At 69.6% G+C, this 21,653-nt stretch carries 17 protein-coding genes; 2 read left to right on the top strand and 15 right to left on the bottom strand.

Translation table 11 applies throughout. The features are described 5' to 3' along the window. Nucleotides 1-1,527 (bottom strand): AMP-binding protein, encoded by a 1,527-nt coding sequence (locus IE307_RS02335; protein ID WP_229904305.1) that lies wholly within the window; start codon nt 1,525-1,527, stop codon nt 1-3. A gap of 147 nt (nt 1,528-1,674) precedes the next feature. Between IE307_RS02335 and IE307_RS02330 the strand changes: the two genes are divergently transcribed. After that, nucleotides 1,675-2,088, top strand: coding sequence for an NUDIX hydrolase (locus IE307_RS02330; protein WP_229904304.1), 414 nt, complete (start codon nt 1,675-1,677; stop codon nt 2,086-2,088). A 28-nt stretch (nt 2,089-2,116) separates the two neighbouring features. Here IE307_RS02330 and IE307_RS02325 read toward each other — a convergent pair whose 3' ends face one another. The 7 genes from IE307_RS02325 to IE307_RS02295 all read right to left on the bottom strand — a co-directional run bounded on the left by IE307_RS02325 (nt 2,117) and on the right by IE307_RS02295 (nt 13,664). Continuing rightward, entirely contained in the window at nt 2,117-3,202 is a 1,086-nt protein-coding gene (locus tag IE307_RS02325) for an aldose epimerase family protein (protein ID WP_191295750.1), read from the bottom strand. Between the two features lie 14 nt (nt 3,203-3,216). Further along, entirely contained in the window at nt 3,217-6,285 is a 3,069-nt protein-coding gene (locus IE307_RS02320) for a family 43 glycosylhydrolase (RefSeq protein WP_191295749.1), read from the bottom strand. Nucleotides 6,286-6,307: 22 nt separating this feature from the next. Further along, nucleotides 6,308-7,522, bottom strand: a complete 1,215-nt coding sequence (gene mmsB, locus IE307_RS02315; RefSeq protein ID WP_191295748.1) for a multiple monosaccharide ABC transporter permease — start codon at nt 7,520-7,522, stop codon at nt 6,308-6,310. Next, nucleotides 7,519-9,024: a multiple monosaccharide ABC transporter ATP-binding protein gene (mmsA, locus tag IE307_RS02310; protein ID WP_308436334.1), complete on the bottom strand. Its 1,506-nt coding sequence runs from the start codon at nt 9,022-9,024 to the stop codon at nt 7,519-7,521. The genes mmsB and mmsA overlap by 4 nt, the downstream gene beginning before the upstream one ends. Nucleotides 9,025-9,050: 26 nt before the next feature. After that, nucleotides 9,051-10,136: a multiple monosaccharide ABC transporter substrate-binding protein gene (gene chvE, locus IE307_RS02305; RefSeq protein WP_191295746.1), complete on the bottom strand. Its 1,086-nt coding sequence runs from the start codon at nt 10,134-10,136 to the stop codon at nt 9,051-9,053. Nucleotides 10,137-10,361: 225 nt separating this feature from the next. Further along, nucleotides 10,362-12,932, bottom strand: coding sequence for a glycoside hydrolase family 9 protein (locus IE307_RS02300; RefSeq protein WP_191295745.1), 2,571 nt, complete (start codon nt 12,930-12,932; stop codon nt 10,362-10,364). A 135-nt stretch (nt 12,933-13,067) separates the two neighbouring features. Continuing rightward, nucleotides 13,068-13,664: a TetR/AcrR family transcriptional regulator gene (locus IE307_RS02295; protein ID WP_229904303.1), complete on the bottom strand. Its 597-nt coding sequence runs from the start codon at nt 13,662-13,664 to the stop codon at nt 13,068-13,070. Nucleotides 13,665-13,750: 86 nt separating this feature from the next. On the opposite strand from IE307_RS02295, the gene IE307_RS02290 reads away from it, so the two are divergent. Continuing rightward, on the top strand, nt 13,751-14,308 hold the full coding sequence (locus IE307_RS02290; protein ID WP_191295743.1) for an NAD(P)H-dependent oxidoreductase: 558 nt from the start codon (nt 13,751-13,753) through the stop codon (nt 14,306-14,308). 10 nt (nt 14,309-14,318) lie between these two features. Here IE307_RS02290 and IE307_RS02285 read toward each other — a convergent pair whose 3' ends face one another. The 7 genes from IE307_RS02285 to IE307_RS02255 all read right to left on the bottom strand — a co-directional run bounded on the left by IE307_RS02285 (nt 14,319) and on the right by IE307_RS02255 (nt 21,623). After that, a complete protein-coding gene (locus IE307_RS02285) occupies nt 14,319-14,627 on the bottom strand; it encodes a hypothetical protein (RefSeq protein ID WP_191295742.1) in 309 nt (102 codons plus the stop codon). Nucleotides 14,628-14,728: 101 nt separating this feature from the next. Further along, nucleotides 14,729-15,751, bottom strand: coding sequence for a LacI family DNA-binding transcriptional regulator (locus tag IE307_RS02280; protein WP_191295741.1), 1,023 nt, complete (start codon nt 15,749-15,751; stop codon nt 14,729-14,731). Then, nucleotides 15,748-17,124: a GH1 family beta-glucosidase gene (locus IE307_RS02275; protein WP_191295740.1), complete on the bottom strand. Its 1,377-nt coding sequence runs from the start codon at nt 17,122-17,124 to the stop codon at nt 15,748-15,750. Before IE307_RS02275 ends, IE307_RS02280 begins: the two co-directional genes overlap by 4 nt. Nucleotides 17,125-17,126: 2 nt before the next feature. Then, nucleotides 17,127-17,939 carry a carbohydrate ABC transporter permease gene (locus IE307_RS02270; RefSeq protein ID WP_229904302.1) on the bottom strand — a complete coding sequence of 271 codons (813 nt, stop codon included), beginning with the start codon at nt 17,937-17,939 and terminating at the stop codon, nt 17,127-17,129. Beyond that, the gene (locus IE307_RS02265; RefSeq protein ID WP_191296453.1) at nt 17,939-18,823 is read right to left on the bottom strand and encodes a carbohydrate ABC transporter permease; all 885 of its coding nucleotides are present in this window, start codon (nt 18,821-18,823) and stop codon (nt 17,939-17,941) included. Before IE307_RS02265 ends, IE307_RS02270 begins: the two co-directional genes overlap by 1 nt. A 74-nt stretch (nt 18,824-18,897) precedes the next feature. Next, nucleotides 18,898-20,178, bottom strand: coding sequence for an ABC transporter substrate-binding protein (locus tag IE307_RS02260; protein ID WP_191295738.1), 1,281 nt, complete (start codon nt 20,176-20,178; stop codon nt 18,898-18,900). Between the two features lie 422 nt (nt 20,179-20,600). Continuing rightward, the gene (locus IE307_RS02255) at nt 20,601-21,623 is read right to left on the bottom strand and encodes a LacI family DNA-binding transcriptional regulator (RefSeq protein WP_373305921.1); all 1,023 of its coding nucleotides are present in this window, start codon (nt 21,621-21,623) and stop codon (nt 20,601-20,603) included. Nucleotides 21,624-21,653 lie beyond the last annotated feature (30 nt).

The following is a 21,653-nucleotide window of genomic DNA, read 5'->3' as shown; positions in this document are numbered from 1 at the left end:
TCACACCTGCGAGCGCAGTGCCCGTGTCCGGCGTCCGTCCAAACGGGACAGCAGCGCGTGCCGGTCGACCTTGCCGCGGTCCGTCGTCGGCAGGGCGTCGACCGGCACGATCAACGTCGGCACGCAGTAGTGCGGCAAGCGGCGGGAGACCGCCTGCTTGGCCACCTCCGGCGCCGCCGTGCCGGGGCTGATGAACCCGACGAGCCTCCCGTCGTGCACCAGGGTCGTGGCGCGCTCGCAACCCACCGCCCCCTCCAGCGCCTCGGTGACCACGTCCAGCTCGAACCGGTACCCGAGCACCTCGACCTGGTCGCCCGCGCGGCCGTGGTGCTCCAGGTCGCCGCCTGCGGTCCACCTGCCGAGGTCGCGGGTGCGGAACATCAGGCCGCCACCGGTCAGGAACGGGTCGGGCCGGTACCGCCGCGCCGTCAGGTCGAGGTCGCCCGCGTACCCCGCGGTCACACCGGCTCCGCCGACCCACACCTCGCCGACGGCGCCGACGGGCAGCGGCCGGAGGTCGTCGCCGAGCACGTAGACCGTCGTGTTCGGCACCGGCTTGCCGAGCGTGAGCCGCTCGCCGTCCGGTTCGTGGCGTCGCACGGTGGCGGCGATGGAGACCTCGGTCGGCCCGTACGCGTGGTGGAAGGCCGCCCGGCCCGCCCACGCGTCCGCCAGCGCCTGCGGGCAACGCTCGCCGGCGACCACGACCGAGCGCACCCGCCGGCACACCCCGGGGTCCAGGGACGCGAGCACGCCCGGCGTGGCGATCACGACGTCCACAGTGCTCGCGGTCTGCTCGGCGTCCTCGCCGCGCAGCACGAGGGTGCCCCCGTTCGCGAGCGTGCCGAGCACCTCCCACATCGCGAGGTCGCAGGCGATGTTCAGCAGCTGCGACACCCTGGTCCCCGGCGTGACACCGAGCGATCCGGGCGCGGTGAGCAGGACGTTGCACAGGTTGGCGTGGGAGATCCGCACGCCGGTGGTGCCGGTGAAGACGACGGCCGCGGCGTCCGACTCGGCGGTGATGGTGCGGCAGAACGCGCTGACCTCGGGCAGCGCGTCGATCACGACGATCCGTGCCAGGTGGTCGGGCACCGCGTCCGCGCTCGTGGTGAGCACCACGTCGATGCGCGCGGTGCGGACGACGTGCCGCAGCTGCGCCTCCGTGGCGGTGCCGAGGTCCTGGGGCACGTACGCCGCGCCTGCCTTGAGCACCGCGAGCACACCCACCACCATGGAGATCGAGCGCGTCAGGAACAGTCCCACGTGGTCACCGGGGCGCACACCGCCGCGGATCAGCAGTTCGGCCAGCAGTCCCGCCCTGGCGTCGAGCTCGGCGTAGGTCAGCGACTCGCCGAGGTGCTCCACGGCCGTGGCTTGCGGGCGCAGTGCGGCGTGGGCCTCGAAAGCGTGGTGGACGTGGTCGAACGGAGGGGTGCGGATCGGTCCGGCCCCGAACGCCTGGAACAGCCCGCGGTCGGCGGGGGACAGCTCCCACAGGGCGGATTCCAGGAACTCGGCTGTCACGGCGGCCTCCCCACGAGCTGGTGTGACCTCATCTTGAACGAAACAGACCACCCGTGGTGAAAAGCTGTCGATTCACCAGTCGAATCGATAAAGTCGTTGTGCCGCAGCAGCTTGCGCGGTATGCGTCCGGCCGTGCAGAGTGGAGCCGTGGACGAGGGCACGAACATCGTGGTGATCAACCCCGCTGAGCAGGTCCTGCTGTACCTGCGGGACGACAAACCGGAGATCAGGTACCCGAACACGTGGTGCCTGCCGGGCGGCTACCTCGAGGAGGGGGAGCGGCCGCACGACTGCATCCGGCGGGAGATCGAGGAGGAGATGGGCGTCGTCTTCGCCTCGCGGGACGTGCACCCGCTGTTCTCCGAGCGCAGGCCCTACGGCGTCGAGCACACGTTCTGGGCGGAGGCGGACCTCGACCTCGACGTGGTGGTGCTCACCGAGGGCCAGCGGCTGCGGTGGTTCACCCGCGAGGAGGTCGCGGCGCACGAGCTGGGCTACGAGGACAACGCGGTCCTGGTCGAGTTCTTCGCACGCCGCGACCGGGGCGAGCTCCCGTCCTGACGGCAGCTCGCGGTGCGACCGCCGGTCTTCAGTCCGCAGTGGACAGTTGGAAGACCGTCTCCTGGTGGTAGACGTCGCCGGGCCGCAGCACGGTGCTGGGGAAGTCCTGGCGGTTCGGCGAGTCCGGGAAGTGCTGCGCCTCCAACGCGAAGCCGGCGCCGGGGCCGTACGGCCTGCCGCCCGTGCCGACCAGGTCGTCGGTGAGGAAGTTGCCCGAGTAGAACTGCAGGCCGGGCTCGGTGGTCCACATGGTCAGCAGGCGCCCGGACACCGGGTCGCAGGCCTGCGCGGCGAACGACGCGCCGGAGGAGTCCAGCACCCAGTTGTGGTCGTACCCGCCCGCGACGCGCAGCTGCGGGTGGGACGCGCCGATGCGGGCGCCGATCGCGGTCGGCAGCCGGAAGTCGAACGGGCTCGCGTCCACCGGCACGGGGTCCCCGACCGGGATCAGCGTGTCGTCGACGGCGCAGAACCGGCCCGCGTTGAGCATCAGCGACTGGCCGTGCACGTCGCCGCTGCCCTCCCCGGCCAGGTTCCAGTAGGTGTGGTTGGTCATGTTGAGGACGGTCGGCGCGTCCGCGGTCGCGCTGTAGGTGATCGTCAGGCGGTTGTGCCGGTCGAGCCGGTACGTCACCTGCGCGGCCACCGCACCGGGGAAGCCGCCGTCCCCGTCCGGGCTCACCACGTCGAGCCGCACGCCCACGCTGCCGGGCTCGCGCAGTTCGGTCGCGGACCACACCCGCGTGTCGAAGCCCGCCGGCCCGCCGTGCAGGGTGTTCGGGCCGTCGTTGAGCGGGAGCCGGTAGCCGACGTCGTCCAGGGTGAACGAGCCGCGGGCGATCCGGTTGGCGTACCGGCCGATCACGGCGCCGAAGAACACCCTGTTCGCGCCGGGCTCGCTGTTCTTCACGTAGTCGTCGAGGGACCCGAACCCGAGCACCACGTTGGCGGGGGCGCCGTCGCGGTCCGGCGCCTCCAGGGACTGGACGATGCCGCCGTAGTCCAGCACCCGCACGGTGAGCCCGCCGGGCCACGCCAGGACGTACCGGTGGACGTCGGTGTCCCCGATGTGGCCGAACAGTTCCCGGTGGAGCACGGGTTCCCGCTGCGACATCGAACTCCTCGTGATCAGTTGACCAGGGCGCGGCAATGCTGCGGCCGGATCCGTTGTGGTGCGACGCTTTCCAGGGTCGGTCTGACCGGGACGATCGAGCCGTCCCGGGCGAACCTCATCCTGTCTATCGTGGTCTCCCGGTGCGTGCCGTCGCCACCCGGGATGGCGAAGCGGTGGTAGACGAGGTACCAGTCGTCGGTGCCCGGCACCTGGAGCATCGAGCTGTGCCCGGTGCCCTTCACGCCGAGCTTCAGGTCCTTGGCCAGGATCAGGCCCCGGTTCGTGAACGGGCCGGTGGGGCTCGGCGCGGTCGCGTGGGCCACGCGGTAGTCCTCGCTGCGGGTGTCGTCGACCGACCAGCTCAGGTAGTAGGTGCCCGCGCGTTCCACCATGAACAGCCCCTCCCGGAAGTCCGCCAGCCCGGTGAGCCGGGTGATCTCGGCCGGGTCATAGCTGATCATGTCGTTGTTGAGCGGTACGACATAGGCTTCACCGTTGCCCCAGTACAGGTAGGGCTGTCCGGAGCGGTCGACGAAGACGGCCGGGTCGATGGCCTGGCCACCGCCGGGGTTGCGCGCCACCAGCGGCTGACCGGAGTCGGCGAACGGGCCGGTCGGCGAGTCGCTCACCGCGACACCGATCTTGCCCTCGGCGCAGAAGTAGAAGTAGTACTTCCCGTCCCGTTCGGCGATCGCCGGCGCCCAGGCGTTGCGGTCCGCCCAGCTCACGCCGGGTCCGAGGTCGAGGATCACGCCCTCGTCCTCCCAGTCCACCAGGTCCTTCGAGGACCAGGCGGAGAACTTCGTACCGCTCCAGCCGTCGAAGCCGTCCGTCGTCGCGTAGATGTAGTAGGTGTCGCCGAACGCCACGACGTTCGGGTCGGCGTTGAGGCCCGGCAGCACCGGGCTGCGCATCTCGTGGGCCTCGACCGTCCACACCCGACTCTCCCGCCCCGACCTGACGGTGAACTGCCGGGGTTTCCGCAGATCGACGGGGCCGCTGGGCGTGATGGACGCGCCGGGGGCGAGTCCGAAGTCGAGCCGGACCCTGCGCAGGTCGGTGCCCGGCCGCACGGGGAGCACCACGCTGCCGGGCTCGATGACCGCGGGTGCTTTGAGCGAATCGTGCGTGACTGACCGGATCAGGGTCGCGTTGAACGGGAGCCCCGCCACCTCGGTGCCGGAGAGCGCCCGGTCGTACAGGCGGACGTCCTTCATCCTGCCCTGGAACGTCCTGTCCGCCGCGTAGACCGACCTGCCGAGGTAGTTGGCCGCGGTGATCCCGCCGCCGATGTCGGACGGCCTGGTCGTGACGCCGGTGTTGCGCGCCACCTCGACGCCGTCCAGGTAGAGCACCTCCACGCCACCGCCGATAGTCAGGGTGACGTTCTTCCAGACACCGCGCGGCAGCGCCCGGCCCGAGTTCACGCCCTGCTCGGTCGTCCAGTTGCCGGTCGCGATGGCACCGCGGTAGGTGTCACCGGTGGCGAACAGGTAGCCGTTGCCGACGCCGTTCGGCGCGGTGTTGCCGAAGCCGAAGAGGAAGTACGGCGTCTGCTGAGCCGGGTCCACCAGCACGTCGGCGGAGATCGTGGCCGCCTGAGCACCGGTCAGCATGTTGTTCGGCAGCTGCACGTGCCCGCCCCGCAGCGACAGGGAGCCCTCGGACCAGCTGACGTCGCCCGCCGGCACGCCGTCGTAGCCGTGGCCCGTGGCGTCGGCGGCGGAACCGTTGAGCGGCCAGTGCGCCACCAGGCCGTTCGCATCGGCGCGGACGGGCGCCGGGGGAGCGGTGAGGCGGTTCAGCTCGGCCTGGGTCACCGGCAGGACCGTGCCGTGGCGGGGAGAGGAGGGCAGGCGGGCGCCGGTGGACATGGTCCACTTCCCGGAGGCGAGGTCCGTCGTCTCGAACGGCACGTACCCGCGACCGCCGTACTCGTCGATGAACAGGTACCACTTGTCCTCGGTGTTGGACTTGAACCCCGTCGGGCCCTCCCCGGCGGAGAGTCCCGGACTGGTCGCGGTGGCCTTGCCGATGCACTCGGCGACGAAGTCGTAGCCCAGGTCGAGCAGGTCCGCCGACTTCTCCGCGGTGATGTACTTGCTGCACGGCGACGACGACGAGTTGTTCCGTTCGTCCTTGGTGTACCGGTAGTACGTGCCTTGGTGCTCGATTACCGTCGAGTCGATGACCGAGTAGCCGGGGTCGATCCACACCTTGGCAGGGCTGAACGTCACGAAGTCGCGCGTGGTCGCGTACATCATCCGGTTGTAGCTGTTGCCGGCGTGGCTCGGATCGTTCTCCGCGTACAGCTTCGAGGCCCAGTAGACGACGTAGGTGCCGCGCCGGGCGTCCCAGAACGCCTCCGGCGCCCAGGTGTTGCCCGCGGTCGGCGGCGACACCTGGACGCTGCGCTGGCGAGACCAGTTCCGCAGGTCCGTCGACTCCCACACCATGATCGACCGGCTGCCGGTGCGCTGTGCCGCGTCCCAGCCGCGTCCACCGTTGATCTTCAGGTCCGTTGCCAGCAGGTAGAACTTGTCGCCGTCGGGGGAGCGCAGGATGAACGGGTCGCGCACGCCCAGTTCGCCGAGACTCGACTTGAGGATCGGCTGGCCGTTGTTGACCTCGGAGAAGTCGATGGGGTTGTCGCCGTTGCTGGCGGCGGCGTAGATCTGCTCGCCGATCGGGCTGCTCTCGCCGGTGAAGTAGAAGAAGCTGTAACCCTTCAAGGGTTCCTTGACGGGCAACGGCGTGACGGTCGCGGTCAGTGCGCGGGTGGTGCTCTGGTTTCCGCGACTGACCTTGGCCGTCAGCACGACCTTGACCGGTCTCCCGCCCGCGGGCGGCCTGCTCACCTCACCGGTCGCGGTGATCACCTTGCTGTTGGACGACCTCCAGGTGATGGTCGTGCCGCCGGCACCGGTGGCGGGAAGGGTGAGGTGGCCGCGGACGTCGCCGATGTTCGGCACCTCCACGGCGGCCGCCGCCGACCGCACGAGCGGTTCGGCGGCGGCCGGGGGAAGGGGGAGCAGCGCGGCCGTGACGACCGCGACGAGGCCGAAGTGGCGCAGGGATGCCATGTTCGCCTTCCGGTTCAGTTGTTCAGGCGCGTCGCTTGGTCCAGACGTCGTAGGCGACGGCGATGAGCAGGACGAGACCCTTCACGAGCATCACGCGTTCGCTGGGCGCGCCGATCAGGGACATGCCGTTGTTGATCACGCCCATGATCAGGCCGCCGGTGATGGCGCCGACGACCTTGCCGACACCGCCCTGCACCGCCGCGCCGCCGATGAACGCGGCCGCGATGGCGTCGAGCTCGAAGGACATGCCCGCGGTCGGGCCGGCCTGGTTGAGCCGCCCGGCGAAGATCACGCCGGCGAGCGCGGCCAGCGCGCCCATGTTGACGAACACCCAGAACGTGACGGCCTTGACCTTCACACCGGACAGCGTGGCGGCCTGCAGGTTGCCGCCGATCGAGTAGATGTGCCGCCCGAACACGGAGTTGTTCGCCATCAGCGAGTAGCCGAGCGCGAGCGCCGCGAGGAGCACCAGCACCCACGGCAGGTTGCGGAACCGGGCGAGCTGCACGACGACGGCCATCACGACGACGGCCACGCCCACCATCTTGAGCACGAACACCGGCAGCGGTTCGACGGTCTGGCCGTACCCGAGCCGGGCCACGCGCTTGCGCCACTGCGACAACGCGAAGCCGCCCACGAAGGCGAGACCGGCGAGCAGGCTCACCACGTCGGCGCCGCCCAGCGGGCCCAGGCCGACGTTGCCGAGGTAGCCGCCGGTGAACCCGTTCGCGAGCGACCGGATCTCGTCGGGGAACGGTCCGATGCCCTGGTTGCCCAGCGTGGTGAGGGTCAGCGCGCGGAACACCAGCATGCCCGCCAGCGTGACGATGAACGCCGGAATGCCGAAGTACGCGATCCAGTAGCCCTGCGCCGCCCCGATCATCGCGCCGGACAGCAGCGTCAGCAGCACCGCCACCGGCCACGGCAGTCCCCATTGGACGGTCAGCACCGCGCAGATCGCCCCGGTCAGCGCCACGGTCGAGCCGACCGACAGGTCGATGTGCCCGCCGATGATCACCAGGATCATGCCGATCGCGAGGATCAGCACGTAGGAGTTCTGCACGATGATGTTCGAGATGTTCTGCGGCTGGAGCAGGGCGCCGTCCGTCAGCACCGCGAACAGCACGACGATCAACGCGAACGCGACGTAGATGCCCGACTGCCGCAGGTTGATCGAGAACCGGCGGGACTGGGCGGGCGGGGTGGCCGCCGGTGCGGGCGCGGTCTTCGTGGTCATGAGCTCTGTCCTCGTGTCATGAACTGCATGAGACGTTCCTGCGTGGCCTCTTCACGGCTCACCTCGCCGGTGATGCGGCCTTCGGACAGCGCGTACACGCGGTCGCACAGGCCGAGGAGCTCCGGCAGCTCCGAGGAGATCACCAGCACCGCGCGGCCCTGGGCGGCGAGGTCGTTGATGATCGAGTAGATCTCGTACTTCGCGCCGACGTCGATGCCGCGCGTCGGTTCGTCGAGGATGAGCACGTCCGGGTCGGTGAACATCCACTTGGCCAGCACGACCTTCTGCTGGTTGCCGCCGGACAGCGTGCCCGTCGGCGTCGTCACGGTGGACGTCCTGATGCCCATCGAGCGCCGGAACCGTTCGGCGACCGTGTACTCCTCGTTCTCGTTCACCCAGCCGCGGTTCGAGAGCTTGCCCAGCGCCGCCGCGGAGACGTTGCGCTGCACGCCCTCGATCAGGTTGAGCCCGTAGCGCTTGCGGTCCTCGCTGACGTACGCCAGGCCGTGGTCGATCGCGCCGCGCACGGTGCGGGTGTCGATCTCCCGGCCGTCCTTGACGACGCGCCCGGAGATGCCGACGCCGTAGGAGCGGCCGAACACGCTCATCGCGAGCTCCGTGCGGCCGGCGCCCATCAGCCCGGCGAGACCGACGATCTCCCCGCGCCGCAACGACAGCGTGGCGTTGTCGACGACCACCCGGTCCGGCTGGGCGGGGCTGTGCACCGTCCAGTCCTCGATGCGCAGCACCTCCTCGCCGATGTCGGGGGTGCGCGGCGGGAACCGGTGCTCGAGGTCGCGGCCGACCATGCCGGCGATGATGCGCTCCTCGCTGAGCCCCTCGGCGGGCAACGTCTCGATCGTCCTGCCGTCGCGCAGCACGGTGACCGTGTCGGCGATCCTGGTGACCTCGCCCAGCTTGTGGGAGATGATCACGCAGGTGATGCCCTCGGACCGCAGCCCGTCGAGCAGGTCGAGGAGGTGCTGCGAGTCGTCGTCGTTCAGGGCCGCCGTCGGCTCGTCCAGGATGAGGAGGCTGACCTCCTTGGACAGCGCCTTGGCGATCTCGACGAGCTGCTGCTTGCCGACACCGAGGTCGTTGACCGGGGTCGTCGGGTTCTCCCGCAGTCCCACGCGGTCGAGCAGCGCCTGGGCCTCGTGGTTGGTGCGGTTCCAGTCGATGAACCCGCGCCGCGCCCTTTCGTTGCCCAGGAACAGGTTCTCCGCCACGGAGAGCTGGCCGCACAGCGCCAGCTCCTGGTGGATGATCACGATGCCGCGGCGCTCGCTGTCACGAACGCCGTTGAACGCGCACGGCTCGCCCTCGAAGAGGATCTCGCCGTCGTACGTGCCGTGCGGGTGCACCCCGGACAGCACCTTCATCAGCGTGGACTTGCCCGCGCCGTTCTCACCGCAGATCGCGTGGATCTCACCGCGCCGCACGGTCAGGGAGACCTCGTGCAGCGCGGTGACGCCCGCGAACCTCTTGGTGATGCCGCGCATCACCAGGATCTCGTCGGACACAGGACCTACCTGAGCTGGTCGGCGGTGTAGTAGCCGGAGTCGATCAGTTCCTTCTGGTAGTTCGCCTTGTCCACGGGGACGGGCTGCAGCAGGAACGACGGGACGACCTTGTTGCCGTTGTCGTAGTCCTTGGTGTTGTTGACCTCGGGCTTGTCGCCCTTGAGCACCGCGTCGGCCATCTTCACCGTGACCTCGGCGAGCAGGCGGGTGTCCTTGTGGATCGTGGAGTACTGCTCACCGGCGATGATCGACTTCACCGAGGCGACCTCGGCGTCCTGACCGGTGACGATCGGGTAGGCCTGGGCGGGGGTGCCGTACCCGCTGCTCTTGAGCGCGGACAGGATGCCGATCGAGATGCCGTCGTAGGGCGACAGCACGCCGTCGACCTTGCCACCGCCGTAGGTCGAGGTGAGCAGGTCCTCCATGCGCTTCTGCGCGGTCGCCGGGTCCCAGCGCAGGATCGCGACCGTCTTGAAGTCCTTCTGACCGGACTTCACGACGAGCTTGCCCTGGTCGACCAGCGGCTGGAGCACCGACATCGCGCCGTTGAAGAAGAACGTGGCGTTGTTGTCGTCGGGCGACCCGGCGAACAGCTCGATGTTGAACGGGCCCTCGCCCTTCGTCTTCAACCCGGCCACCAGCGAGTTCGCCTGCTCGACGCCGACCTTGAAGTTGTCGAACGTCGCGTAGTAGTCGACGTTCGGGCTCTTGCGGATCAGCCGGTCGTAGGCGATCACCGGGATCTTGGCGTCGGCGGCCTGCTGCAGCTGCGAGGTGATCGCGGTGCCGTCGATCGAGGCGACGATCAGGAGCTTGGCGCCCTTGGTGATCTGGTTCTCGATCTGGTTGGCCTGGGTGGGGATGTCGTTCTCCGCGTACTGGAGGTCGACCTTGTACCCCTTGCCCTCCAGGGCCTTCTTGATGTTGTCGCCGTCGTGGATCCAGCGTTCGGACGACCGCGTGGGCATGGTGACGCCCACCATCGCGCCTTCGCTGGACCCGCTCTGCTGGTCGACCGTTTTCTGGGCCGAACCGCAGGCGGTGAGGGTGACGGCGAGTGCGGTGGTGGCCGCGATCCGGGCAAGCCTCATTGCTTCTCCTCGATGGCACCGACAGGCAACAGTGCTGTAGGCGGCGAGTGTTATCGCTAACAACATGTCCGTCAAGTTCCATCTGGATAACGCCAGGTTATGCCTGTTAGCGCTCACAGGCAGCGATGGCGGGACCGTCGGTGAGCTGTTCGCGGGCACGCGTTGCCCCGAAACGCCGAACGCCCGCCGCCACCGAAGTGACAGCGGGCGCGTCCCTGCCGGGGGTCAGGCGGTCCTGCAGGTCTTCCCGTTGATGGTGAAGGTGCTGGGATCGGCCCCGGAGCCGGCCCCGTTGAATCCGATGTGGACGGTCTGCCCGGGCTTGACCGCCCCGTTCCACGACATGCTGGTCGCCGTCACGTCGCGCCCGGTCTGGCTCCAGGTCGCCGACCACCCGGAGGTGACCCGCTGCGTGCCGGGGAACGCGAACCCGAGCTTCCACGAGGTCCACGCGGCCGTGCCGGTGTTGGTGATCTTCACCTGCGCCGACAGCCCGTCGTTCCACCGGCCCGCGCTGAAGCTGACGTCGCAGTCCGAGGAAGGCGTGGGCGTGCCGGCCTTCTCCGCCGCCCAGCCCGACACCCAGGCGAGGGCGGAGTTCCAGTTGACCGCCACCTCGTTCACCGAGTAGGCGCCGATGTCGTCCACCCAGCACTTCTGCTGCGGGCACCCGGCGAGCAGCCGCTGCGCCACCGGGTCCTGCAAGGCGCTGTTCGGGCCGCCGGAGAGCGAACCGGGCGGCGCGATCGGCAGCGTCGGGTCGTTCTGGTGCGCCCAGAACCGGTGGTGGGCGTTGACCATCGCCTGGTCGCCGTAGCCCGCCACGTACGAGGTGCTCAGCGGGTTGCGGCCGAGGACGTAGTGCAGGGCCTCGAACACGCCGTCGCGGTACTTCGCGGCACCGGTGAAGTCGTGCGCGAGGGCCAGCACCTGGGCGTTGTTCAGGACGGTGGAGTTCGAGCCCCAGACGTACCCGGCGGTGCTGTTGTCGTACGGCGCGGCGTAGCCCATGCCGGCCATGGCCGTCAGGTGCTGGTCCGCGACCGAGGCGAACGCGGTCTTGATGGCCGAGACGTCCGCCGCGGGAAGGCCGTTCGGCGCCAGGGCGAGCGTGATGTCGCCCAGCGGAGCCGTTCCACCCCAGTGGAAGCCACCGCGGTTCAGGCTCGCCGCCTTGTAGTGCGACGAGGCCGTCACGTCGGTGCGGTAGGCGTTGTCACCCGTGGTCGCGTACAGCTCCGAGGCGGCCCAGTAGAACTCGTCGGTCACGGTGTCGTCGCTGTAGGCGCCACCGCCGGTGCCGTCGTTCGGGTCGGCGAGCTTGGCCGGGTTCGCCTTGGCCGCCGTGTACGCCTTGCGGGCCGCCGCGAGCAGGGTGGCCGAGTACGCCGCGTCGACGCCCTTCCAGAGCCGGGACGCCTGCGCGGCGACCGCGGCCAGGTTCAGCGTGGCGGCCGTGCTGGTCGCGGACAGCCGGCGCGGCTGGTCGTCCAGTTCGGGACGGGTGGGCAGGGCCGTCCAGTTCGCGTCGTGGATCTTGTGGTGCGCCATGCCGTCGGGCGCCTGCATCTTGAGCAGGAAGTCGACCTCCCAGCGCGCCTCGTCGAGCAGGTCCGGCACCCCGTTGGCCTTCTCCGGGATGTTCAGCGAACCGTCGCGGTACGCGGTCGCGTCACCGACGCGGGTCGCCCGCTCGTAGGCGTTCAGGAGCTGCCAGGTCGCGATGCCGCCGTTGACCACGTACTTGCCGTGATCGCCCGCGTCGTACCAGCCGCCGCGCACGTCGAGCGTGTAGCCGCAGGCGAGATCGGCGCGGCACGGCACGTTGTTGTCGCCCTGGTTGGGAGCGACGTTGACGTGACCCGCCGGGCGCGCGTACTCGTCACCGACGTACTGCGCCTCGATCGGCGTGCCGCTGCGCTGGTGGTAGAAGAACGCGAGCGAGTCGTAGCGCAGCCGCTTCACCGGGTCCGCGGAGATGTCGAACGGGAAGCTGCTGTCCTCGCCGACGGACAGCGTGTAGCCGGTGCCGGCCGTGTCGAACGACGAGAAGTCGATCACGTGCACCGAGTCGCCGGACGTCGCGTCCGCGCCCTTCGGCGTGCTCTGCCCGGACGCGACCGCGACACCCGCGGAGTTCTTCAGGGTCCACGTCTGCGCCGTCGTGGCGGTGGAGACGAGGGTCGCGCGCTTGGGCAGCCCCGGCACGTACGCCACCAGGTCCACCTGGACCTTCTTGGCGGGGTTGGGGTTCACGCCGCCCGGAGGCTTCACGCCGCCGACGACCGACACGTTGTCGACGCAGATCGTGTTGTCGGACGGCTGGCCGCCCAGCTGGAACGCGACCTGGCCGTTGCCCGCGTCCGGGAAGTCCAACGTGGACGTGAAGGTGAACGAGAACCGCTGCTTCTCCGGGGAGAGCGTGAACTGCTGGCTCGCGATGCCGCGGTACGGGCTGACGCTCTCGCCCGCGGCCGCCGTGACGGGCTGCGCCGCCGTGGCGCGGGCGTCGAACGAGAACGTGTAGGACTGGCCGGTCTCGAACGGCACTCCGTTCTGGCCGATCAGCGCGTCCCAGGGGTTCGTCGTGCCGCCGGTGACCGCCGCGCACAGTTCGCCGCCGGTGACCCGGTTCGTGACGCCGGCGCTGCTCCACCAGGGATCGGCCGAACCGCTCTCGAACGTTCCGTTGAGCACTCGCTCGTAGTCCGCCGCCGCGGCCGAGGCGTGCAGCGAGGCCGCCGTCAGCGCCGCGAGCAGGGTCGCGGTGAGGAGACGTGGGGGTTGCGATCTCATGCTGTGAGGTTCTCCGTCCTCGTCGACGGTGTGCGCTCTGGGAGCGCTCCCAGAGGGACCGTAGGACGAGTTCGGCAGCGGCTACAACCCTTGGAGGCGACCGGCTTCGTTCGACGGTCGATTTCGACTCGATCGTCAGCGCAGCAGGCGGTCGACCAGGTCGTGCCACCCGGCTTCCAGTCGCTGCGGCGACGCGCCCGGCGGGAGGAAGTGGTCGACCAGCACGACGTCCACCGACGCCAGCAGGGTGTGGGCGAGCAGTTCCGCGTCGGCGCCGGGCAGCGCGGCGCGCACGAGCACGGCGACGTGCCGGTGGCGCAACCGCCTGGCCGGCACGGAGAAGCGGCGCTCGGGCGACGGCTCGGCGGCCAGGTAGAGGTCGCGGTGGGCGTGCTCGTGGCGCAGCAGTGCCGGGCCGAACGCCCTGAGTCGCGCCGCCGCGTCCGCGCCCGGTCCCAGCGGCGGTGGTCCGGACAGGAACGCCTCCTGGAACAGGACCTCCGACCGGTCGAGCAGCGCCTGCAGCAGTCCGTTGCGGTCGCCGAAGCGCCGCGACACCGTGCCCTTGCCGACGCCCGCCTCCGCCGCCACGGTCTCCATCGTGATCGCCGCGGCACCTCGTTCGGCCGCCAGCCGGGCCGCCGCCTCCAGCAGCAGGGCCCGGTTGCGCACGGCGTCCGCGCGCAGGTGCGCCTGAGGGCCGGCGAGGGGCAGGGATGTGCCGTCGATCACGTCCACAGCTTAGACGGAAGATAACCGGGCCGCGTCCCGTTTAAGCTGTAGTCGTTCAACCACAGCCTGCACCTGGGAGTCACGTCATGGCCGTCCGCATCCTCACGCTCGTCGGAAGCCTCCGGTCCGGTTCGCACAACCGCAGGCTCGCGGAGGCCGCGGTCCAGATCGCGCCGGAGCACGTCGAGCTCGGCGTGTTCGACGGCCTGGGCACCGTCCCGTTCTACAACGAGGACATCGACAACGAGGGCACCGTCCCCGAAGCCGCGGTGAAGCTGCGCGAGGCGGCCGCCGAGGCCGACGCGCTGCTGCTCGTCTCGCCCGAGTACAACGGCACCATCCCGGCCGTGCTGAAGAACGCCATCGACTGGCTGTCGCGCCCCTACGGCGCGGGCGCCCTGTCGGGCAAGCCGGTCGCCGTCGTCGGCACCGCGTTCGGCCAGTACGGCGGCGTGTGGGCGCAGGACGAGGCCCGCAAGGCCGTCCGGATCGCCGGTGGCGTGCCCGCCGAGGACCTGACGCTGTCGATCCCCGAGTCGGTGGTCCGCTTCGCCGAGCTCCACCCGGTGGACGACGCCGAGGTCACCGAGAAGCTCACCGGTGTGATCGAGGGCCTGGCCGCCCGCGCGACCGCCACCGTCTGATTCCGCGAAGTCAGCGCATGGTGACGGCGCGCCAGTGCTTGGCGTTCTCGTCGAGGCCGGTACCAGGGCGGTTGTCCTGGTACCAGGCCATGATGCGGCGCCGGCCCTCGTCGGTGATGTGGTAACCGAGGTGGTCGCCGACGGGCGCCCAGATCAGCTCGGCCTCCAGCGCCCGCTTGATCGCGTCGCGGCGGCACATGCTCTGCAGCAGCCACGGCCACACCATTCCCTGCGCGGTCATCCACAGCACGCGCAGCACCGCTGTCTCCGGCGGTTCCGGATCGTCCGCTGACTCGTCGAAGAATCGGCCCGCCTGCATCCGCAACCCCCGCTCTCCACCGCTCGTACGTCGTAATACGGCCTGGTAGTGGCGGTGGTTCAGGGTTTCGGGAGATTACTTCCGGGGTGAATGCATGCCGGTCAGGCGCTGGCCCTGCGCACGAGTGACGTGGGCAGCAGCATGGACTGCGGCAGCTTCTCCTCGCCGGCCAGTTCGGCGAGCAGGCGCCAGGTCATGGTCCGGCCGAACCCCTCGACGTCCTGCCGCACGGTGGTGAGCGGCGGTACCGCCGTGGACGCGAGCACGGAGTCGTCGAACCCCACCACCGCCACGTCGTCCGGGACCCGGTACCCGCGGGACTGGAGCACCCGCAACGCGCCCAGCGCCATGATGTCCGCGGCCACGAAGACCGCGTCGAGGTCGGGTGCGCGGCGCAGCAGTTCCTCCATGGCGAGCGCGCCGCTCTCGGGTGTGAACTCGTTGCTGTGCGCCACCAGTTCCACGGGCATGCCGTGTTCCGCGAGCCCGCACCGCCAGCCGCTGAGGCGGTCCATGCCGACCGCCATGTCGTGCGGCCCGGCGATGGTGGCGATCTTCTCGCGCCCCAGGGAGATGAGGAAGCGGACGGCGCCCAGAGCGCCGTTGAAGTTGTCCGCGTCGACGAACGGGACGGAGCCGCCCGCGAGCGGGCGGCCGCCCACCACGATGGGCAGCCCCGTCTCGTGCAACGTCCGCGGCAACGGGTCCTCGCCGTGCAGGCTCACGACGAGCGCCCCGTCGACGTGCCCGCCGGTGAGGTAGGCGACCTGGTCGTCCCCGTCGAGCGGTTGGTTCATCATCAGCAGGAGCTGCACGTGCCGTCCCGCGAGCTCGGCGTGCACCCCGCGCAGCACGCCGGCGAAGAACGGGTCGGCGAGCACCCGGCTGCCCTGCTCGGAGATCACCAGGGCGATCGCGTTCGCCTTGCTGCCCGCCAGGGTCCTCGCGGCGTGGTTCGGGCTGTACCCGAGCATCGCGATCGCGCGGTGCACCGCCTGGCGCGACCGCTCGCTCACGTACTTCTCGCCGTTGATCACCCTGGAGACCGTGGACTTCGACACCCCGGCCACGCGCGCGACCTCCTCGATGCGCGGGCCGGGGCGGCGACTCCTGCCTTCCGTCATGAGACGGCGACCAGCGCGTTGTCGCGGGCCACCCTGCTGTACCACCTCGCACTCATCTTCGGCGTGCGGATCTGGGTGTCGTAGTCGACGTGGACGATGCCGAACCGCTTCGCGTACCCCTCGGCCCACTCGAAGTTGTCCAGCAGCGACCAGCAGAAGTAGCCGCGCAGGTCGACGCCCGCCGCGATGGCCGCGTGTGCGGCGCGCAGGTGGGAGGCGATGAACCCGGTGCGGTCCACGTCGTCGATCGCACCGTTGCCGGAGAAGTCGTCGCGGAACGCGGCGCCGTTCTCCGTGATGTAGAGCGGGAGCTTCGGGTAGTCGTTGTGCACCCGCATCAGCACGGTGGTGAGCCCGTCCGGCCTGACCTCCCAGCCCATGTCCGTGATGGGGGCGTCGCGGGGCGGGAACGAGGCGTGCTGCACGCCGACCCACGGCGACGGGCCGCTCTCCCCGTTGGGCGTCGAGCTGACGTAGTGCTCGGTGTAGTAGTTCACGCCGAGCATGTCCAACGGCCCGGAGATGACGCCGAGGTCGCCGTCGTGGACGTGGTCGCTGAACCCGAACGGCTCGAGGTCCTCGAGGATGTCGGCCGGGTACTCGCCGCGCAGCAACGGGTCCAGGAAGATCCGCTGCTGCAGGCCGTCGAGCCTGCGCGCGACGTCGAGGTCCGCCGGGTTGGCGGGGTCGACGGGGATGATCGGGTACATGTTGAGCGTGATGCCCACCTTGGCGTCCGGCTGGGCGGCGCGGATGGTGTCGGCCGCGAGCCCGTGCGCGAGCAGCAGGTGGTGGACGGCGGCGACGGCCGCCTTCGGCTCGGTGCGGCCGGGCGCGTGGATCCCGCCCGCGTACCCGAGGAACGCCGAGCACCACGGCTCGTTCATCGTCGTCCAGGTGGCGACCCGGTCACCGAGCGCCTCGACCGTCGCGGCCGCGTAGTCGGCGAACCGGAACGCGGTGTCGCGGTTCGCCCAGCCGCCGGTCTCCTCGAGCTTCTGCGGGAGGTCCCAGTGGTACAGCGTGGGCCACGGCGCGATGTCGTGCGCCAGCAACGAGTCGATCAGGCGCTTGTAGAAGTCGAGGCCCGCCTCGTTGACCTTCCCGCCGTCCGGTCGCACGCGCGGCCAGGCGATCGAGAACCGGTAGGCCTTCAGTCCCAGGTCCGCCATCATGGCGACGTCCTGCTCGAAGCGCCGGTAGTGGTCGGCGGCGGGTTCTCCGCAGTCGCCGCCCACCACCTTGCCGGGCTGCCGGCAGAACTCGTCCCAGATGGAGTCGGTGCGGCCGTCCACGTCGGTCGCACCTTCCACCTGGAACGCGGCGGTCGCGGCTCCCCACAGAAAACCCTGCGGGAAAACAATGTTCTCCATTTTCACCCCTTGACGGCGCCCTGCATCACACCGGCGACGATCTGCCGCCCGAGCACGAGGAAAACGATGAGCACCGGAACCGTCGCGAGCGTGGTCCCGGCGAGTACGAGCGAGTAGTCGACGTAGTAACCGCTTTGCAGCTTCTCCAGCGCGACCTGCAGCGTCGGGTTGTCGGCGTTGAGCACGACCAGCGGCCACAGGAAGTCGTTCCAGGACTGCATGAACGTGAACACGCCCAGCATCGCGGCGGCCGGCCGGGCGGCGGGCAGGGCCACGTGCCAGAACGCGCGCCACAGGCTGCAGCCGTCCATCCGCGCCGCCTCGACGAGCTCGTCGGGGATGGCGTCGAGCAGGTACTGCCGCATCCAGAACACGCCGAACGCGGTGACGAGGTTCGGCACGATCACGGCCTCGAGTTCACCGGCCCAGCCGAACTCGGCCATCGCCATGTACAGCGGGATGATGCCGAGCTGGGTCGGTACCGCCAACGTCGCCACGACGAACAGGAAGAGCACCCCGCGGCCGCGGAACTTCAGCTTGGCGAAGGCGAACCCGGCCAGCGTCGAGAGCAGCACCACCGAGAACGTCACGGTGCCGGACACGAGGAAGCTGTTGCCCAGGGCCTTCCAGAACGGGACCGTGTCGAACACGCGCAGCGAGTTCGTCCAGAAGTTGCCGCCGGGGATCAGCGTGAAGTCCCCGGTCAGCACCGAGTTGTCGCGGCTGGCCACGAGGAACGACCAGTAGAACGGGAACGCGGAGCCGAGCACGAACGCGCCGAGGATCCCGTAGATCGCGAAGGACGGTCGTTTCATCATTTGACGGCCCTCCTGGTGAGGAAGAAGTTGAGGGCGGCGACGGCGATGACGACCATGAACAGCACCCAGGCGATCGCGGAGGCGTAGCCGAGGTCGTAACCCTGGAACGCGGACTGGTACAGGTAGAGCACGACGGTCTGGTACTGGTGCTCCGCACCGCCGCCGCTGCCGCCCGAGGGCTCGAACAGCTTCGGCTCGGTGAAGATCTGCAGACCGCCGATGGTCGAGGTGACGACCACGAAGATCAGCGTGGGCTTCAACAGCGGGAGCGTGATGCTGAAGAACCGCCGCAGCGCGCTCGCGCCGTCCACCAGGGCGGCTTCGTAGACGTCCTTCGGGATCGCCTGCATCGCGGCGAGGATGATCAGCGCGTTGTAGCCCGTCCACCGCCAGTTGACCATCGACGCGATGGCGACGTGGCTGCCGAACGTGCTGGCCTGCCAGTCGATCGGGCTGATGCCGAGCAACCCGAGCACGTCGTTCACCAGGCCGTACTGCGGCCCGAAGAGGTTGCCGAAGATGATCGTCAACGCCACGAGGCTCGCCACGTAGGGGAGCAGCACGCCCATCCGCCAGCCCGTGCGGGCCCGCAGGTTCGCGTTCAGCAGTGCCGCGATCACCACCGCGACGACGATCTGCGGGGCGCTCGAGAGCAGGAAGATGCTGAAGGTGTTGAACAGGGCGTTCCAGAACTGGTCGTCCTGGAACAGCGTGCTGTAGTTCTCGAAGCCGACGAAAGGCGGGTCGTCGGCGCCGATCTCCCAGTCGAACAGGGAGACGTAGGCCGTGTAGAGCAACGGGAACAGCCCGATGGCGATGAACAGCACGAAGAAGGGTGCTACGAACAGGTACGGCGACACCTTGGCGTCCAAATTGGACATCCGGTACCGCCGCGGAGGCCGCGGGCGAGCCTCCTGCGCTCGCCCGCGGTCCACCTTGGAGAGAGTGGCGGTCACTACTTGGCCGCCTTCTGAGCGCCTTCGACGGCGGCCTTCCACGCCTCGTCAGCGGACTTGCCCTGTTCGACGGACAGCAGCGCCGGGCTGAAGACCGTCTCCTGGATCTGGCCGTCGGCCGGACCCTTGTACTGCGCGGCCTTGATCTTCTTGGCCTGCGTGGCGAACAGCGCGCCGGCCTTGACGTCACCGAAGTAGGCGTTGGCCTGCTCCAGCAGCTCCGGAGCGTCGAGCGCCTTGGTCTGGCTCGGGAACGTGCCCTTGGCCTTGAACGCCTTGATCTGCTGCTCCGGCGCGGTCAGCCAGGCGGCGAGCTCGGCGGCCTTCTTGGCGTTCTTGCTCTGCTTCGGCACGGTCAGGTACGAACCGCCCCAGTTGCCGCCACCGTTCGGGAACGCGTCGGTGACCGCCCACAGGCCCTTGTTCTCGGGGCCCGCCTGCGACTCCACCACGCCGAGCATCCACGACGGGCAGGTCTTGGTGGCGAACTTGCCGAGCTTGAAGCCGGTGTTCCACTCGTTGCTGAACGCGCCGAGCCGGGCCGACTGTCCCTTGGCGACGGCCGCGGTCACGGTGGTCCAGTTGGCCTTGATGGCGGCGTTGGTGTCGACGACCAGCTTGTCGGACTTGTCGTAGTAGCCGGTCTCGAGCTGGTTGTGCATCGCGTTGTAGACCTGCGCGGCGCTGTCGAACCAGGCGACGCCCGGAACCTTGGCGATGAACTGGTCACCCGCGGCGAAGTAGCTGTCCCACGAGGCGAAGAGCGCCTTGACGCCCTCGGGGTCGGACGGCAGACCGGCCTTCTCGAACAGGTCCTTGCGGTAGCACATGGCGAGCGGGCCGATGTCCGTGCCGTAGCCCATGAGCTTGCCGTCCTTGGTGGTGACCGCTTCGGTCTTCCACTTCAGCCAGCGGTCGTCCTCGACCTTCGGGCCGATCTCCTTGAGATCGTTGAACTGCCCGGCCTTCGACATGAACTGGCTGAGGTAGCCCTCTTCGACGCCCTCGATGTCCGCGAGACCGGAGCCCGCACCGAGCTTGGTGAACAGGTTCTGGTGGTGGGGCTGGCCCTGACCGGTCTTGCGCTGGGTGATCTTGACGTCCGAGTGAGCCGCCTCGTACTCCTTGAACAGCTCTTCGTAACCGAACTCGTTGAACGTCGCGATCGTGAGCTCGGTCTTTCCGTCTGCGGTCTGACTTGCCCCGCCTGTCCCGCACGCTGTGGTGGCGGCGGCGGACACGGCGGCACAGATCAGCACGCTGATCCAACGGTGTCGCACGGGAGAACTCCTCTGGTCTCGGCGGCGGGTTCTGGGAGCGCTCCCAGACGGGGCAGAGTGTCGTCCCGGATTCGAACGTGTGTCAAGACACACTTCGGGGTACACCAGGCGTTTTCGTGCCTGGTCGACGCGGTGACCTCGCTGTTCATGGCTCAGGTCACAGTTGGGAAACCTGGGAGCGTTCCCGGAAACATGTCCTTCGGGTTAACACTGCGTGCTGCATTCGGCACGCACCGCGTCAGGTGACGCCTGCGGTGGTGGTCAGGTGAGGTGTCGGGGAGGTGGACGGCCGTGTCCCGTGAGGCGAGCTGCCGAGACGGAGCGGTGTCCGCGGATCAGATGCTCGTGAGGGAGCCGAGCGGCTCAACGGCGGCTGAGCCTCATGGCGCCCAATGCCAAGGGGCCGAGTCCCGCGGCGGATCTCAGGCGCTGGCCCGCCGCACCAGCGACGTCGGCAGCAGCAGCGAGGGCGGCAACCCGGAGTCGCCCGCCAGCTCACCCAGCAGCCGCCACGTCATCGTGCGCCCGAGCTGTTCGACGTCCTGCCGCACGGTCGTGAGCGGCGGGGTGGCGGTCGACGCGAGCAGCGAGTCGTCGAACCCCACCACGGCCACGTCCTCGGGCACGCGCAGCCCGCGGGCGTGCAGCACCTGCAGCACGCCCAGGGCGATGATGTCGGCGGCGACGAAGACGGCGTCGATCTCGGGGGCGCGGTCGAGCAGCTCCGTCATGGCGCGGGCGCCGCTCTCCGGGGTGAAGTCGGCCTCCTCCACGAGGTCGGCCGGGAGCCTCGCCTCGCCCAGGCCGCGGCGCCAGCCGCTGAGGCGGTCGAGGCCGGCCGCCATGTCGCGCGGGCCCGCGACCGTCGCGATCCTCGTGCGGCCCAGGGACACCAGGTGCCTCACGGCGTCGAGGCCGCCGGTGAAGTTGTCCGAGTCCACGAACGGGACCGTGCCCGCGGCGAGGGGGCGGCCGCCGACCACGACGGGCAGGCCCATCTCCTGGAGGAGGTGCGGCAGCGGGTCGTCGCCGTGCAGGCTCACCAGCAGCGCGCCGTCCACGTGGCCGCCCGCCAGGTAGGCGAGGAGGTCCTCGTGGTCCTCGGGGCGGCTGAGCATGAGCAGCAGCTGGATGCGCCGCCCGGTCAGTTCGGCGTGGACACCGCGCATCACGCCCGCGAAGAACGGGTCGCCGAGCACCCTGCTGCCCTGTTCGGACACGATCAGCGCGAGGGCGTTGGCCTTGCTGCCCGCGAGGGAGCGGGCCGCCTGGTTCGGGCTGTACCTGAGGTGGGTGATCGCGGTGTGCACGGCGTCGCGTGCCTTGGCGCTCACGTACTGCTCGCCGTTGATCACCCTCGAGACCGTCGACTTGGACACCCCGGCGAGCCGCGCGACCTCCTCGATCCGCGGGCCGGGCCGTCGTTGCCGGTCGATCTCCGTCATGGCGCTCATCGTAGGAGTCGGCGAACATCA

Source organism: Lentzea cavernae (genome assembly GCF_014653695.1).
GTDB classification, from domain to species: Bacteria; Actinomycetota; Actinomycetes; order Mycobacteriales; family Pseudonocardiaceae; genus Lentzea; species Lentzea cavernae.
Note: the sequence above shows the minus strand (reverse complement) of the source record. Positions and strands in the feature narration are given on the sequence as shown.